The 15045-nt window shown below is 59.2% G+C and carries 17 protein-coding genes and 1 pseudogene; all 18 read right to left on the reverse strand.

Annotated features, from left to right (window positions below; genetic code table 11):
• Position 1 precedes the first annotated feature (1 nt).
• Positions 2-1195: an acyl-CoA dehydrogenase family protein gene (locus ACZ9DP_RS13590; RefSeq protein ID WP_476202400.1), complete on the reverse strand. Its 1194-nt coding sequence runs from the start codon at positions 1193-1195 to the stop codon at positions 2-4.
• Positions 1195-1446 (reverse strand): acyl carrier protein, encoded by a 252-nt coding sequence (locus ACZ9DP_RS13595; protein WP_476202401.1) that lies wholly within the window; start codon positions 1444-1446, stop codon positions 1195-1197. Before ACZ9DP_RS13595 ends, ACZ9DP_RS13590 begins: the two co-directional genes overlap by 1 nt.
• A gap of 137 nt (positions 1447-1583) precedes the next feature.
• Positions 1584-1811, reverse strand: a complete 228-nt coding sequence (locus ACZ9DP_RS13600; protein WP_476202762.1) for an exopolysaccharide production repressor protein — start codon at positions 1809-1811, stop codon at positions 1584-1586.
• A gap of 66 nt (positions 1812-1877) precedes the next feature.
• The gene (gene fdxB, locus ACZ9DP_RS13605; protein WP_476202402.1) at positions 1878-2195 is read right to left on the reverse strand and encodes a ferredoxin III, nif-specific; all 318 of its coding nucleotides are present in this window, start codon (positions 2193-2195) and stop codon (positions 1878-1880) included.
• On the reverse strand, positions 2192-2395 hold the full coding sequence (locus ACZ9DP_RS13610) for a CCE_0567 family metalloprotein (protein ID WP_476202403.1): 204 nt from the start codon (positions 2393-2395) through the stop codon (positions 2192-2194). The genes fdxB and ACZ9DP_RS13610 overlap by 4 nt, the downstream gene beginning before the upstream one ends.
• Positions 2396-2422: 27 nt before the next feature.
• Complete coding sequence (locus tag ACZ9DP_RS13615) at positions 2423-2908, reverse strand: NifX-associated nitrogen fixation protein (protein ID WP_476202404.1); 486 nt, start codon at positions 2906-2908, stop codon at positions 2423-2425.
• A gap of 3 nt (positions 2909-2911) precedes the next feature.
• Positions 2912-3403: a nitrogen fixation protein NifX gene (nifX, locus tag ACZ9DP_RS13620; protein ID WP_476202406.1), complete on the reverse strand. Its 492-nt coding sequence runs from the start codon at positions 3401-3403 to the stop codon at positions 2912-2914.
• Positions 3400-4755, reverse strand: a complete 1356-nt coding sequence (gene nifN, locus ACZ9DP_RS13625) for a nitrogenase iron-molybdenum cofactor biosynthesis protein NifN (protein ID WP_476202407.1) — start codon at positions 4753-4755, stop codon at positions 3400-3402. Before nifN ends, nifX begins: the two co-directional genes overlap by 4 nt.
• Before the next feature lie 9 nt (positions 4756-4764).
• Positions 4765-6255 (reverse strand): nitrogenase iron-molybdenum cofactor biosynthesis protein NifE, encoded by a 1491-nt coding sequence (gene nifE / locus ACZ9DP_RS13630; RefSeq protein ID WP_476202408.1) that lies wholly within the window; start codon positions 6253-6255, stop codon positions 4765-4767.
• Between the two features lie 59 nt (positions 6256-6314).
• Positions 6315-7856, reverse strand: a complete 1542-nt coding sequence (nifK, locus tag ACZ9DP_RS13635) for a nitrogenase molybdenum-iron protein subunit beta (RefSeq protein WP_476202763.1) — start codon at positions 7854-7856, stop codon at positions 6315-6317.
• 122 nt (positions 7857-7978) lie between these two features.
• Positions 7979-9481 (reverse strand): nitrogenase molybdenum-iron protein alpha chain, encoded by a 1503-nt coding sequence (gene nifD / locus ACZ9DP_RS13640; RefSeq protein WP_476202409.1) that lies wholly within the window; start codon positions 9479-9481, stop codon positions 7979-7981.
• 108 nt (positions 9482-9589) lie between these two features.
• Entirely contained in the window at positions 9590-10483 is an 894-nt protein-coding gene (gene nifH / locus ACZ9DP_RS13645) for a nitrogenase iron protein (protein WP_476202410.1), read from the reverse strand.
• An 801-nt stretch (positions 10484-11284) separates the two neighbouring features.
• Positions 11285-11557: a hypothetical protein gene (locus ACZ9DP_RS13650; protein ID WP_476202411.1), complete on the reverse strand. Its 273-nt coding sequence runs from the start codon at positions 11555-11557 to the stop codon at positions 11285-11287.
• An 8-nt stretch (positions 11558-11565) separates the two neighbouring features.
• Positions 11566-11703 carry a hypothetical protein gene (locus ACZ9DP_RS13655; RefSeq protein WP_476202413.1) on the reverse strand — a complete coding sequence of 46 codons (138 nt, stop codon included), beginning with the start codon at positions 11701-11703 and terminating at the stop codon, positions 11566-11568.
• Positions 11704-12580: 877 nt separating this feature from the next.
• Complete coding sequence (locus ACZ9DP_RS13660) at positions 12581-13669, reverse strand: LLM class flavin-dependent oxidoreductase (RefSeq protein ID WP_476202414.1); 1089 nt, start codon at positions 13667-13669, stop codon at positions 12581-12583.
• 30 nt (positions 13670-13699) lie between these two features.
• Positions 13700-13930 (reverse strand): hypothetical protein, encoded by a 231-nt coding sequence (locus ACZ9DP_RS13665; RefSeq protein WP_476202416.1) that lies wholly within the window; start codon positions 13928-13930, stop codon positions 13700-13702.
• Between the two features lie 137 nt (positions 13931-14067).
• Positions 14068-14259, reverse strand: a pseudogene (locus tag ACZ9DP_RS13670) (SDR family oxidoreductase); the annotation flags it as partial.
• 122 nt (positions 14260-14381) lie between these two features.
• Positions 14382-14933: a nuclear transport factor 2 family protein gene (locus tag ACZ9DP_RS13675; RefSeq protein ID WP_476202418.1), complete on the reverse strand. Its 552-nt coding sequence runs from the start codon at positions 14931-14933 to the stop codon at positions 14382-14384.
• Positions 14934-15045 lie beyond the last annotated feature (112 nt).

The following is a 15045-nucleotide window of genomic DNA, read 5'->3' on the forward strand; positions in this document are numbered from 1 at the left end:
ATTACCCCAACAGGCTGGTGCCTTGCTTATGGACGAGCAGCATGGTCGACGTATTGCCGAGAATGCGGTCGTTCGAGATCATCAATTGAGCGGAATGCGCGTCGCGCAGATGGCGGCCGAGGCTATAGGGTGTGCCGTTCTTGTAGCCCATGATGCCGCAGATCAACATGGCGTGGTTGATGATCGGCAGGATCATCTCCGACGATGCGATCTTGACGTTGTTCATGGCGACGGCAAAGGCCATCGAGGACAGCCGGTCGGCATCGGCCTTCGCCTCTTCATAGATTTTCACCCCGGCGAGGACATTGGATTTCACCATCTGCAGCAGGCTGGAAACCTCCGCCAGACGCAGCGCGCCGGGCGGCGGCGTGCCGGGCGATTTGCGGGCGGCAGCACGCACGAAAGCCTGAGCACGGGCGGCGGCATCGGCGGCAATGCCGTACCAGACAGCGCTCCAGAGAAGATGCGAGCTTGCCAGCATCGACTCCGCGGCGATCTCGGCGAATGGCTTCGGCAGGATCTGTGCTGCCGGCGCCTCGCCCTTGAAGAGGAAGCCGTCGGAGCAGGTGCCGCGCATGCCGAGCGTGTTCCACTCGAGCGTGCGCTCAAGCCGGTATTGGCCCTTGAGGAAAACCGTCAGCACCTGGTCGGACGAGGCCGCCTCGGCATGGCTGCGCGAGGTGATCAGAATCGCATCGGCATGGGCGCCATAGGAGATGACGGTCGCATCCTTCTCCAGAATGCAGGTGCCGTCCTCGACCTTTATGGCGCAGATGCTGTTTCGCAGATTGCCGCCGATCCCACCTTCCGTCGTCGCCGAGGCCAGCAGAAGCTGTTCTTTAGCGATACGGCGCATGAAATCGCGGTGCCAGTCACTGCCGGCGCCGTGTTCGACCAGACTCGACAGCTTGATCTGGTGCATGGCGAAAACCATCGCGCTGCTCGCGCAGGCCTTACCGAGGATCGAGCAAAGCTCGGCGATCTCGGTGATCGACGCACCCTCCCCGCCAAGATCGGCGGGGACCTGGATCGAAAGCAGCCTTTCGGCGCACATCGCATCCACAGCCTCGCGCGGGAAACGGCCTTCGGCATCGACTGCATCAGCATATTTGCCGGCGATCGCCGCGACGCGTGCGGCGCGCACCGCCGCCGTGTCTCCGGCCCTGGCTTCAATCGAAGCGCCCGCGATGTTCATCACACGACCTTTCGGCTATCCAGGATCATGCCAACCGTCTTTTCGATGGCGACGATGCTGGCAAAGGATTTGCGGTTCAGCAGATTGTCGGGAAACTCGATATCGAAAGCCTCTTCGATGCCGAGCATGAGTTGCACCGTCGCAAAGGAAGACAGCCCCGCCGCATAAAGATCGGCGTCGTCGGCAATCTGACCCACCGTGACGGGGAGCGCACCACACTTGGCCAGCAAATCGCGAATAGTCTCATTCATCCTGTCATCCTTCTAGGTAATCGCAAATACGGTAACAGTAACGCCGTCTTATCGTGAGCCGAGGAGTAATAGAGAAAGCCACCTAGGGGAGCGCCGATACGCGGAGCGTTTGACCCAGTTGGAGCGCGTCTGAGCATTCATTTGTCGTCCTCGTGATAGGCTTGCGTTTGATAGCGACCTTCCTGGCAATCATCGAATCGCTTAGCCCTTTGGCGATCGCTTTGAGCGCGGCTAGACCGCCAGATCAGAAAGAGCACGCTTGCGAAATACGCCACTTGAAGAAGGAGCCAAGTACCCATCGTTGTGACGATTACATTGCGGATGGAATGGGAGACGAAGTAGCTCGTTAGAGCGCTGGCGCTCACGACGAGCAGCAGGAGGTGGCAAAAGATTCTCAAGGGCAACGCCGTTCTCCTGATTTGTTGGCAAGATCACGCAGCAACCTTGTCTGCCGCAACATGGGTCTGGCAGTTCTTCGGGCAGACGCGGGCGCAGGCTCCGCAGCCGATGCAGCGGCCGGCATGGTCGATGACCATGATCATACGATTGAGCTCACCATCGAAATCGTCGTCCTCGCCGTCGCAGATGCCAAGGATTTCACCCACGTCATTGATGCCGTAAAGGTGCATGACCTCGCGCGAGCAGACTTTGAAGCAGCGGCCACAACCGATGCAGGTTGTGCCATCGATGGCGGTCAGATACTCCGGCACCCAGCTGGAGCCATCGCGCGTGACGAAACGGCCGGTCATCGTGAATTCTCCAACGTGGAAAGCTCTTCCTTCGCCCTTTCCAACTCGGCAAAGGCGTCGAACGTTTTCCGTGCGACAGTCTTGATTCTAGTCCAGTTGATCGGAAGATCCTCGGCGAGGTCGTGCAATTCCATCTTCGCATTGCCCGCCCGCGACTGCAGCTTGCGGACCTTCTTCTGCAGTTCCTCAAAGTCTGACATGACCTACTCCCTCGAAAACCAGGCCCATTACGCCCGCGCCACGTCGGGATAGACTTCGATGGCTGCGGTCGCATCGTCGACCATTTTCGTGCCTGCCTCGGCGAGTTTGCCAAGCGTCTCAAAGCCGAACCGGTGGACGTCGCGCAGGGTCTTCGACAAAACGACCAACCGCCCGGTCGTGAGAACCACGCGGCCAAAGCCCTCATGGCTGATCATCATGATCGGCGAAGCCACCAGGCCGGAGCGCTCCTCGATCGCAAGTCCCACGCAGGTGTAAAAAATCTGGAGCCTCCAAAACACGTCCGGATCGGGATCGCCGATGATCGGGATCTTACGACGCTGCTCCTTGGTGAGGATGAAGTCGGCCAGCAGGTCAGCCTCCGATTTGCCTTCCCACGCCCCATGGGTGTCCTGAGCGCGGATCAGCCGTATGAGGCATCTGAGGAAAGGGGCGGCAAGGGCCGTATCCTCATTAACAAGAGGGAAAACCGGGGTAACAGACGGTGTTCTCATCGTTCAGTCCTCATCCTCGAAGGATTTCTTTTCGGCGGCGCCTGCTTCCGTTAGCACCTTGCGCAACCAGGGCGGAGGAGCCGTCCGGAGCATCGCCCGGGTTCTCGACAGCACGTCTTCGATGGATTGAGGCTGCGGCACTTTGATCGGGTGGATTTTTGCCGAAACAACCTTGGCTGCCGAAGGCCCGCCGATGGCCAGACAAAATAGCAGGTGACAGCCCTTCAACGCCTCCACTTTCACGGTAATGCGGTCATCGCCCTCGCTCCGGTGCTTCCCGCTCTCCTCGGTGACATCTTCGAAGTCCAAGACTTCCACGAGTTTCCAGTCGTTAGGGCTCACGTCATAGATGGCAAAGCGCGTCGCCGACCCGAAATGGGCGTCGAGGATTTTCATATCTCGGGTGGCGATTGCTACGCGCAACGCGCCAGCTTTCCGTTCCGGGGCCGGTGAGTGACCTCCGTCGGGGACGAGGGAGAGGCGACGGGCGGTCATCTCGACATTTCTCGGTTACGAAATGGATCAAGTGATTCAGGCGTCGGCGCGCGCTGGTCGGCCTGGAAGATGTTAGCAACATCGAAAATCAGGTCGCGCGTTCCCTGATAGAGGATTGTGAGCTTGTGCTGGCTGCCGATGCGGTCAAAAATTGGGAAGCCGACACGCATGAGGGGAATGCCAAGGCGGTCGGACGCCTGACGTCCATGCGAATGCGTGACGAGAAGATCAGCGCCGACGGCAAGACCTTCGAGATCGCCAAGATCGCCGACTTGCAGCGATTCAGTCGGCATTGCCTCGAGAATTTTCGAGGTGCCGGTCGTGGTGACGGCCGCCGTGATCTCGGCGCCCATGCCGGTGAAGAAGGTGGCGAGTTGGTAGAGTTGGTCCGGCTCGGCGGCGATTGCAATCTTCTTGCCACCGAAATGGAAATGCCCGTCGAGCAATGCGTCCTGCAGCTGCGCCCGCCGACGGCGGATATTTGCTGGCACCGGCGCACCGGAAATCTTAGAAAGCAGCGCGACGAACCGGTCGGTTCCCTTCAATCCCGTCAGCGACTTGAATAATGCGTAAGGCACTCCGGTCTGCGTCTGCAGCAGCTCTGCCGGGCGACGCATATGCTCGCCGATCGCAATACACACCACCGCCGTGCCAAGCTCTTGGATGTCCTCGACGCGGGTGCCGCCATAGGTCGTCGGCACCCAACGGTCGTCGGGCACCGTACCGTCGAGCGAGCCGGAGACGTCCGGTAGGATAACCGGCTTGAGCCCGAAGCTTTCCACCATCTCGCGCAAATGCTCAATATCGGCCACAGTAAGGTTCCAGCCGGGCAGGATCGCGATCTTCTTCGATTGCCGCGCCTGCTCGCCGTGGCGTGTAATCCGTTCAATCATGGCGGTGACAGCCGTGGCCCAGCCCTCCTCGATTGCGCCGTCGAAATCAGGCGTGTTGGCCAGTACGATCTCCGTATCTGCGAGTTCATTCGCACGCATCAGCCTGATGGTCGCAAGATCCCTTGCGAAATCTTCGCCACGGGTTTCGACCAGCGCCGTGGTGCAGACCCCGATCAGCTTCGGGTTCGTTCGAGTCTTTAGGTTGAGGAGTGCTTCTTCCAGATGATCCATGCCGCCGAGGATCGTCGCCACCTCGTCCATCGCCGTTGTCTGCAACGGGATGGCTTCCTTGAAGTGCCGCACGAAAAGTACCAGCGCGAAGCTGGTGCATCCCTGGCTGCCGTGGAACAGCGGTATCGCACGTTCGATCCCAAGAAAGGCGAGCGCGGCACCGAGCGGCTGTGACGATTTCAGCGGATTGACCGCAGCTGCTTTGGTCTGGGGAAGGATATGGACCATCGTCTTTCCTCAACGCTTGCCGAAGCCGTCGGCGACCGTGCCGACAAATTCCTGGAAAGCGTACGCAGTCTCGGTCTCGCTCTGCACACTCGGCAGTTCTTCCTCTACATCGGGCTGGCACTCCCACGGTGCCGGCTCCCGCACCTCACTCCAGATCGGATTGTGAATGGCAAGGTCGATCTGGCGTACGAGTTCCACCATGCCGTCATAGCCGGCATAGGGATGGTGACGCTCCTGGTTGATATCGAGCCAGGGTGTCTTGGCCTTCAGCGCGATGAATTGCGTGCGCCCGCCCGACAGCATGATGTCGGCTTTATGGTCCGAGAGCATGTTGTAAAGCTCGCGCGGCGCCATCGACTCGAACATGTGGTTCTCGTCCTTGAGAATTTGCTTGATACGTTCCTTGTCTTCGACGGTCGATTTCTTGACCGAGGTGCCGACGATCTCGATGCCGATCTCCATCAGCGCATGGACGACCGACCAGGACTTCACACCGCCGGTATTGAGCAACACGCGCTTGCCTTCGAGCCTCGGCCGGTATGCTGCGAGCTTCTCCCACGCGATCGCCTCCTCCTGCGCGATCAATGCCTCGGTGCGCTTAAGGATTTCCGGATTGGCGCCCTTCTTCACGAGCAGCTCAGCAATCTGCCGGAGCGATTCCGAGGTGTCGGTGATGCCGTAGAAGGAGCCTTCAAAGAAAGGGATGTCCCAGCGCTCCTCCATCTGGCGGGCGAGATTGATTAGCGCCGTCGAGCACACCAACATCGACGCCCGGGCGCGGTGCGCTGAGGCAATATCGAGGTAGCGCGCGTCGCCCGGAATGCAGGCGCGCACCCGGATGCCGAGGCGATCAAGGAGCGGCTTGACCAGCCAGAACTCGCCGGAAAGGTTGAATTCGCCAAGGATATTGATATCGTAAGGCCCAGCGTCGTCAGGTTCCACCGTGCCGATGACATGATCGAGCAGCGCCTCGCCGGCAAGCTTGTTTCCAAGATTCTTCGAGCCGACGAAGCCCGGCGCATTGACCGGCACCACCGGCACGCCGAACTTTTCCGCAGCGCGCTGGCAGACGGCTTCGATGTCGTCGCCGATCAGCGCCGTTACGCAGGTCGAATAGACGAAGATCGCCGGCGGCGCATACGCTTCCTTGATTTCGCGAATGGCTTTGAAAAGCTTCCGCTCCCCCTGCCCCATCACCACGTCGAGTTCGGTGAGGTCGGTTGTGAAGCTTGTGCGCCAAAGCATCGGCCCGGACGAAACCGCGCCGCGGTTGTCCCAGGAATTGCCCTCGCAGGCGAGCGGCGCATGGATGAGATGCGCGACGTCGGTGATCGGCTGCAGCACGATCTTGGCGCCATCAAAGGCACAGCCGCCGGCTGCCGCCCCGGGGGTCAGCGGCTTAGAACAGCCGCTTTTACGCGCCTTGGCATCCTTGCTGCGGTTTGTCTCGCAGGCGGGCTCGTTGAAAACATCCTGGATTTTAGCAGTGAGCGAGGGCATTGCGCCGGTCTCCAAGTCCAAATGAAGGCGGTCGGCCTTCGCAAGGCCGACCGCCGCTCTTAGCGAGTCAGGTCATAAGAATAGTCCGTCACACCCGGCTCGCTCGTCTCGCGATCGAGCTTGTCGAAGATCTTGTCGAGGATCGTCGTCAGAACGCGCAGTCCGCCCTGATAGCCCATGAGCGGGAAACGGTGGTGATGGTGCCGGTCGAAGATCGGAAACGTCAGCCGGATCAACGGCGTGCCGGTGTCGCGCTCGAGATACTTGCCATAGGAATTGCCGATCAGCAGGTCCACCGGTTCGGTGAAGAGCAGCGAGCGTAGCGCCCAGAGGTCCTTGCCCGCCCAGACCTGGGCATCCTTGCCGAAGGGCGAGGATGCGAGCAGTTCCTTCATCTCGGCTTCCCAGGCCGATGTGCCGTTGGTGGCGAGGCAGTGGGTCGGCTCGCCGCCGGTTTCCATGACGAACCGGGCCACGGCGTAGACGAAGTCAGGATCGCCGTAGATCCCGTATTTCTTACCGTGCAGCCAGGCCTGGCTATCGGCCATAGCGTCCACAAGTCGGCCGCGCTCCAGGCCGATTGTCCCGGGGATTTCCTTGCCGGAAATCTCCGAGACCTTCATCAGGAATTCGTCGGTCGCCTTGACACCCAGCGGATAGTGGAAGGAGGCCGTCGCCTGTCCGACCTCGTTGCAATATTCCAGTGTTTTGCGGGTGTTATAGTGCTGCAGCGACAGTGTCGCTTCGGCGTTTAATGCCGTCTTCACGTCCTCGATCTTCGTGCCGCCGTCATACATGCGGTACATACCGTCCGACGGTGTGTCGAACTGGTCGGAGGCATCCTGGATGAAGATGTAGAGTACGCCCATTATGTCGAGCAGGCGCTTCAGTTCGCGGTTGTTGCCGACGCAGAAGCCGTCGAAGCCGGGAATGATGTTGATGGTTTTAGCCACTTCCTTGCGCGCGCTGCCTTTCCAGAAGTTCTCCAGAATGCCCTTGATCATGCCATCATAGCCATCGACGTGGCTGCCGACGAAAGCGGGGGTGTGAGCGAAAGGAACATCGAAGTCGAGCGGGACCGAGCCCTCGCTCTTGGCATTTTCGATGAAGCCATGCAGGTCGTCACCGATGACCTCCGCCATACACGTGGTCGAGACAGCAATCATCTTCGGGTCGTAGAGCGCGTAGGTGTTGGCGAGCCCTTCGACCATGTTCTTCAGGCCGCCGAACACCGCCGCGTCCTCGGTCATCGAGGACGAAACCGCCGATGAAGGCTCCTTGAAATGCCGCGACAGATGCGAACGGTAATAGGCAACGCAGCCCTGGCTGCCATGAACGAAGGACATGGTCTGCTCGAAGCCTGCGGCCGCGAACACGGCGCCGAGCGGCTGGCAGGCCTTGGCCGGGTTCACGACGAGGGCTTCGCGGGCGAGGTTTTTTTCGCGGTATTCCCAGGTCTTGGTGTATTCGCGTTGATCGGTAACGATCTCGTCCGGGTGGGGGCATTCGAAATTCAGCTTCTTTTCGGCGAGCATCTGCCTGTATTCCGGTTCGCGGAACAGGGGAGCATGGTCGAGAACTTTTTCGGCCGACTGCGGCATGGTGGTCACCTTTTCCTTCTGGCGCGCCAGGCGGCGGCGCAGGGCGTCGAGACGTTTCAGGTTTCCCGCGGACCAAGGGTCGCGGGCGTTCATCGGCCCCCTGGTCCTGGGAGGCCAGTTCTTTATTCGGCCGCTACCGCCATCGGCGGCACGGCTTTTTTCTTCCAGGGGGCGTCGTAGAGATCCCAGACAGGGTTGTTGATGGCCAGATCCATGTCGCGGGCGAAAATGGCGAAGCCGTCATAGCCGTGATACGGGCCGGAATAATCCCAGGAGTGCATCTGACGGAACGGGATACCCATCTTCTGCACCGGGTACTTCTCCTTGATGCCGGAACCAACGAGATCCGGGCGGATCCCCTCGATGAACTTTTCCAGCTCGTAACCGGTTACGTCGTCATAGATCAGCGTACCCTTGTTCACGTAATGGCCGGTGCGCTGATAGTCATCGTTGTGGGCGAACTCGTAGCCGGTGCCGACGATCCGCATGCCGAGGTCCTCGTAGGCCGTGATGACATGGCGAGGGCGCAGGCCACCCACATAGAGCATCACCGTCTTGCCTTCGAGGCGCGGCCGGTATTTGGCGATGACGGCATTGACCAACGGCCGGTACTTGGCGATGACGTTCTCGGTTTTTTCCTCGATTTCCGACCCGAAATGCTTGGCTATCTCGCGCAGAGAGGCTTCGATCTGGGAGGGTCCGAAGAAATTATATTCCATCCAGGGGATGCCGTACTTTTCCTCCATGTGCCGGCAGATGTAGTTCATCGACCGGTAGCAGTGAATGAGGTTGAGCTTGGCCTTCGGCGCACGCTCTACCTCAGCGAGCGTGGCGTCCCCCGACCAATTGCCGACCACGCGCAGCCCCACCTCCTCCAAGAGAATGCGCGTAGCCCAGGCGTCGCCGCCGATATTGTAGTCGCCGACGACGTTCACATCGTAAGGGCCGGCCTCGAACTCGACTTCCGTTTTGTCGAAAACCCAGTCGCGGATCGAGTCGTTGGCGATGTGGTGGCCGAGCGATTGCGAGACGCCGCGGAAGCCTTCGCAGCGCACCGGCACGATCGTCTTTTCGTGCTCCTTGGCCTTCTTGCGCGACACCGCCTCAATGTCGTCGCCAATCAACCCGATCGGGCATTCGGACTGCACGGTGATGCCCTTGTTGAGGGGAAACAGCTCCTCGATCTCGTCCATGACCTTTTCAAGCTTCTTGTCGCCGCCGAAAACGATGTCTTTTTCCTGGAAGTCGGAGGTGAACTGCAGCGTCACGAACGTGTCGATGCCCGTCGTTCCGACGTAGTAGTTGCGGCGCTGCGACCAGGAATACTGACCGCAACCGACCGGCCCGTGTGAAATATGGACCATGTCCTTGACTGGACCCCACACAACCCCTTTGGAGCCCGCATAGGCGCAGCCGCGGATCGTCATCACGCCCGGAATGGACTTGATGTTCGATTTGACGTCGCATTCGGAAAGGGCCTTTGCCTCCTCGCCGGGCTCGTCGCCGCTCGTTGCGACGCTGAGATGCTTCTGACGGCGCTTAGCCGCCTTGTCTGGATATTGCGACAGGACTTCCCCTATAAGCTTCTCATGGAGAGCGCTGTCATTCTCGTAGTCGAGGCTCATAGGGCCTGCCCCTTTCAAGGTTCGGTTAACGCCTCGCCGACGAGGCGTCGTTCGTGGAAGGGCGCGCCGGGTGGTCAAAGGGCCGGCGCGCCCTGTCGACAGCGGCGATTATTGGGCGGCCGCCACCGTCGCTTCCTTGGCCTGAAGTTCGGCGAGCATTTGCTCGTCGGTCTTCATGATGCCAAAGTCGAGCAGCATGTCCTCGAGCTCCTCCATGGTGATCGGGGTCGGAACGGTGCCTTGGCCCGAATTGGCATGGATCTTGTCGGCCAGAGCGCGGTATTCCCCGGCCTGCTTGGAGTCCGGCGCGTACTGGATGACCGTCATCTTCCTGAGCTCGGCGTGCTGGACGATGTTGTCACGCGGCACGAAGTGGATGAGCTTGGAATTGAGCTTGGCAGCCAGCGCCTCGGAGAGGTCGAGCTCGCGGTCCGTCTGGCGCTCGTTACAGATCAGGCCACCGAGCCGGACGCCGCCTGAGTGGGCATATTTCAGGATGCCCTTGGCGATGTTGTTGGCGGCATAGAGCGCCATCATCTCGCCGGACATGACGATGTAGATCTCCTGGGCCTTGTTCTCACGGATCGGCATCGCGAAGCCGCCGCATACCACATCGCCGAGCACGTCATAGGAGACGTAGTCGACATCGTCATAGGCGCCGTTCTCCTCGAGAAAATTGATCGAGGTGATGACGCCGCGGCCGGCGCAGCCGACGCCCGGCTCAGGACCGCCGGACTCCACGCACTTGATGCCTTTGTAGCCGACCTTGAGCACGTCCTCGAGTTCGAGGTCTTCCACCGAACCTTCCTGTGCTGCGAGATGCAGAACCGTGTCCTGCGCTTTCGCGTTCAGGATCAGGCGGGTGGAGTCGGCTTTGGGATCGCATCCGACGATGAGGATTTTCTGCCCGAGGTCGACAAGGGCCGCGAGCGTATTTTGGGAGGTGGTGGACTTGCCGATGCCCCCTTTGCCGTAGAATGCGATTTGACGCAAATCTGACATATTGCCTTCCTTCCTTCGTTCCATCCATCGCGGAATGCCGGTCGGCAGTTCCCGCCTCGCAAGGGACGCATTCAAGACTCGTGCCAATTTGGCTGATCGAGCCAAAGGAAAGATCTTTTTTATTGTTTTCAGCAATTTAGTCTGAGCCATAACAAGAGATTGGCTAACAAGCCTGTGTCGCTAACCCGACAAAGTCGACAGTCGAGATGGCGTTGCGTTAGACCGCCATAGGTCGACCTCGCGGGAGAGAGGACGACGACCGACAGCAGGGTCATCTAGCTTCGAGAAGGGACAATCGCACATCCCAATGGAGAAAAGGAAGCAGCTTCCGATCCCGCAAACCGCCGAGGGAGATCAAATCGCGAAGATAGGCACATCCTGCGCTGAACTTCTGATTTGGGTGGAAGACGACCTACGACTTGCTTATCGGGCAAGTTGCGTCCTGTTCGGGCGCGGCCCACGACCGCCAAATGAAAAGGAACCAGTCAGCGCCCGACAAATTTCTCGCGATACCGACGAACTCGCTGAGGCGCGAACGATAAGGCCTCGGCTCCGCAGCCGGCGTCCGCGAAAGTCCTCCAGATAAGAAATGTCGCTCGAGCCCATTGCGCCCGGCAGTAGCGGCAGCCACTTCCCAGCCCTTGAAGGCGAAGCAAGCCCAAGCCCTGGTCGCCCGGCTACAAAGGCTCAACGACGACGGCAATCAGCTGACCAACCCGTCCGAGACGCTGCTGACAACGCCGCGGCCGAACAATGGAACCATCCCTTCGTTGATTGACCCCCAGTCGTCGGCTAAGAGCCTCAGTTCTCTTCAATGAGTCCGCAGCCAGCAAGGGCTGAGACAAAATCGTGCACGTCACCATTGGTTACGTCATACTGTTCTGCTTTAAGCTCGTTCAGTATCCTTGGCATTGTATGCTCGCCGTCGAGTTTTGAAAGCACAACGGCAACCCAAGGCGGAGGAGACTGGATGATCGTTCTTGATTTTCCGGGGATCTTCTCGACGCAGATACTCCCGTCCTCTGCTACCGACACATGATGAGAACGCTTTAATAAAGGTTTAAAGTAGTCCACGAGGTGCCTCACTCAAAAAAGAGGGTCGACTTCGCTTCCGATTTACAGCCTGGACAAGCAGAAAGTCGCCATTGTTGCTGTGTCGCGTCTTCTTCGTTAATGGCAGAAATGCGCTTTTCAAGCTCCGAAAATACGATGTCGTTCATGCTCCTTTCCTTCCTTCTTCAAGCGCCCACATTTGGCGCAACCCATAGCTGATGACATTTCGAGCCTGTCAAAAGAACATCTTTTTGACGCGGCTTCGCGAGAGCAGACAGTTGTAATGGAGCCTTATGCACGGAGTGCGCTCGACCGTTTTCGGCCGAGCACTTGCCGGAAGCTCCTATCCCTCGCGACGAGCTAGGCTCAAAAATCGTGCCAGCTGCGCACAGAACCTTAGAAATGTTTTTTCATGTTTATTCAATGCTTTAGGTGAGGCTGCATCTGCAAGCTGGCCGAACAATATCGTGTCACGGTTTCGACAAACTCGGCCGCGCCGCGTCTTCCTGCGTGCCGATCAACCGAAGACGAGGGAGAAGCCTTCGAGCAGCTTGGGTGCCGGACGATAGCGCTAGGCCTCCGGGGAGATGACGCCGTCGGTGAGGAGCATGCAACCCGAGTTCGAACGCGATGCCCGATCGCGTCGCCAGGCGCTGTCCCAGATCCAGTCCTCTCCTTCGCTTGCCGCGACGGCACTAAGGCGAGAACGATCTCCCACTTCGGCTCTGCCGTCTGTAGGCGGCGGCGTTTGTTCTTGCGCCACACGCCTCTCGGGTTTCGGGCATCTCGCCAGCAACTGTAGAGGTATCGACCGCGGCAATCAGGGCGACCTTGGCCGGTCGAAAATCGGCCAAGTGTGTCGCGGTTGCCTCGAACCGCGGCCCACAAAGCGTGCCAGAGTTCTCGCCGATTGATCGGCGACCCAGACAAGGCCTTCTCGCCATCGATGCCTTCGAGCCAAAGACATGGATCGATCGTCATAGGGAGCATTTAACGTCGTGCGAGAATCTATTCGGTCATGTCCAAATTAACTCTGATCGAAAATCACTCCGTCGTCCGAGTAAGCGGCAATTCTGTCACTTCGGGCCCATGACCCAGCGACTTGTTGACCTCCGGGATGATCTTGTCTCCCCAAAGCTCGATTTGCCGCAGCATTGTCTTCTGGTCGAAATCGCCCAATTGGGTCTGAATTGCGATCTGGTCCGGTTTCAGGATGTCTATCTCTTCCAATAGCCGATCGATCACACGATTCACGCTACCGATCGGCAGGTTCTCGCGCATAGTCTCGAAGGACAGGTCCTGTTGCGTCGGCGTTTCCTGCAGCAGATAGCCATCCAAGCTTTGCTGGCGGCGCAGATGCAATGCTTCGGACAGCCGGCGTTGGAAGCGCGCATTATCGAGATAGCTGTTGATCTGCGCCTCGTCGTCGCTGGCATAGCAGCAGCGCAGCAGCGATATCTTGACGTCCGTAACATTCTTGCCTTTTGAAACTGCTGCCTTCTCGATGCTTTCGCGCTGCGTGCTCAAAGCGTCCAAGCCGTTGTGGAATGCTGTGACGAACAGATTGTGTCCCTCACGATAAGCCCGGCCCATGTTGTATCCGGACGTTGTAGCGATCCAGATTGGCAGTGTTGGCTTCTGAACTGTGCGCGCCGAAATCGCTGTCGGAGGTATCTTCTTATACTGCCCGTCGTGCTCGAAGATCCTCTGCTTGAGACCCTTGAGAAGGATGTCCAGATATTCCGAAAAAACGGCCGGCGCCTCATCGACATTGACGCCGAAGCGCTCGAACTCGAACTGCTGGTATCCCGAGCCGACGCCAAGCTCGAGCCGGCCGTTCGAAACAATATCGGCCAGTCCGATCTCGGACAGCAGGCGAAGCGGTTGATAGAGCGGCAGCACACAGACGGCGGTGCCGAGGCGAATGGTGCTCGTCAGGGCGGCGCAGTGCGCCACCATCATCAAGGGCGATGGAACCAGGCTGTAATTGTTGAAGTGGTGCTCGGCGAACCATGCGGTGTTGAAGCCAGCCTGCTCCGAAAGGACTGCCTGTTCGATGGAGTTGCGGATGACGTCGTCGGACGATTGATGATAGCCGCGCCGCGCAGCCAAGAGGAATGTCGCGAACTCCATGGTGTTTCCTTGTTTACGGCAGATTAGCTGTCAGGGGTGCGCCAGCCTTGGTAGCGGCGTAGTCGATGATCCTCCCGTAAGCCGCGCACAAAGACCTCGAGCGACTTCGTCTCCAATGCGGGCATTTGGCTCATCGATGGAGACGGCACCCTCGATCGAGAACCGCGCTGCGGGGAGCATCGCGCAGCGGGAGAAGGTCGCCTTTGAGATTTTCGGCTTCGACGAGCCGCGGCCAGCCGCGTGCGCATAGTCGACAATCATTCCGCAGCCTCCGCTAAATGTTCTGATAGAGTTCGCCGGCGAATACCGCATCCCCGGACGAGGTCCAACCGCCGTCCACGTACAGGGTAGAGCCGTTGACGTATGATGCGTCAGACGATGCCAGGAAGAACACTGCTCTCCTCTCGCGAGACATCGAACTCAAGCCCAAGATGGGCGGGCCCGAGACCCCGGGCCAGTTCAAGCACACCGCTGCCAGGGAGGTCCACGGCGACGACAATGTCCCCGTCTGCGGCAAGAGCATCGACCAGGGCACGGCCGATCTCGCCTGCAGCGCCTGTGATGATGACGATACGTCCTGCCTGTTTCATGAGATAAGTCTCCTGACCAAGTTGGCGATCTCAGGCCATCGATCCTGATGACCGTCGCGGTGCTGCAGCACGTCATGGTGGCGAGGAGTTTCCGTCCCAATAGACGTTGTGCGTTCCGTCGATCAAGCCTCACTTTCATGTTCATGACGAATGCAGCGCTTCCCCAGAGTGTAGACCGGGTCATCTGGATGCGTTCCTCCGATCGGCTGCCGGGTGCCGAACCGCTCTGTCTCGGATGCCGCGGACAGGCTCTGTTCCTCGACCAAATCATAGACCACCGTCCGTTCGGCAATTCGCCAGTCCCCTCCCCTCTTCTGAAACAGATCGCAATAGCGACCGCAGATGAGGACCTGACGTAGCGTCTCGGCACCATCCGGTGCGCGTTGCAGTGCGGCGAAGTAACTCTCGACGGCGGCCTCTGCCGGGCTGCTGAACTCAATCAGAATGTTCGTGACCTGATGGATGTTGCGCGGTCCGGTCTTGAAGACGCCCAGCGCGAACTCAACGAAGCCCTCTGCCGAGCCGGAATGGGCCCCGTGATTGTCATGCGCATCGGGCCAGTAGGAACTGCGCAGCGCCGCCTCATCGGCGCGGTCTATCCCGCGGCAGTACCGATAGAGACAGTCGCGGATCGCCTCGCGGTCGACCAATTCGGCAATTTTTTTATGTTTCATCGTTTTGTCGCAAATCTGAGATTGGGAGAGGCGTTTTCGCGCATCCAGTGACGCAGCAACGATTTCGACTGTTCGGCGGTTAAGGCAGTCGCACTGTAGGCAAACCCCATGA

Source organism: Rhizobium sp. USDA 4016 (assembly GCF_056279705.1).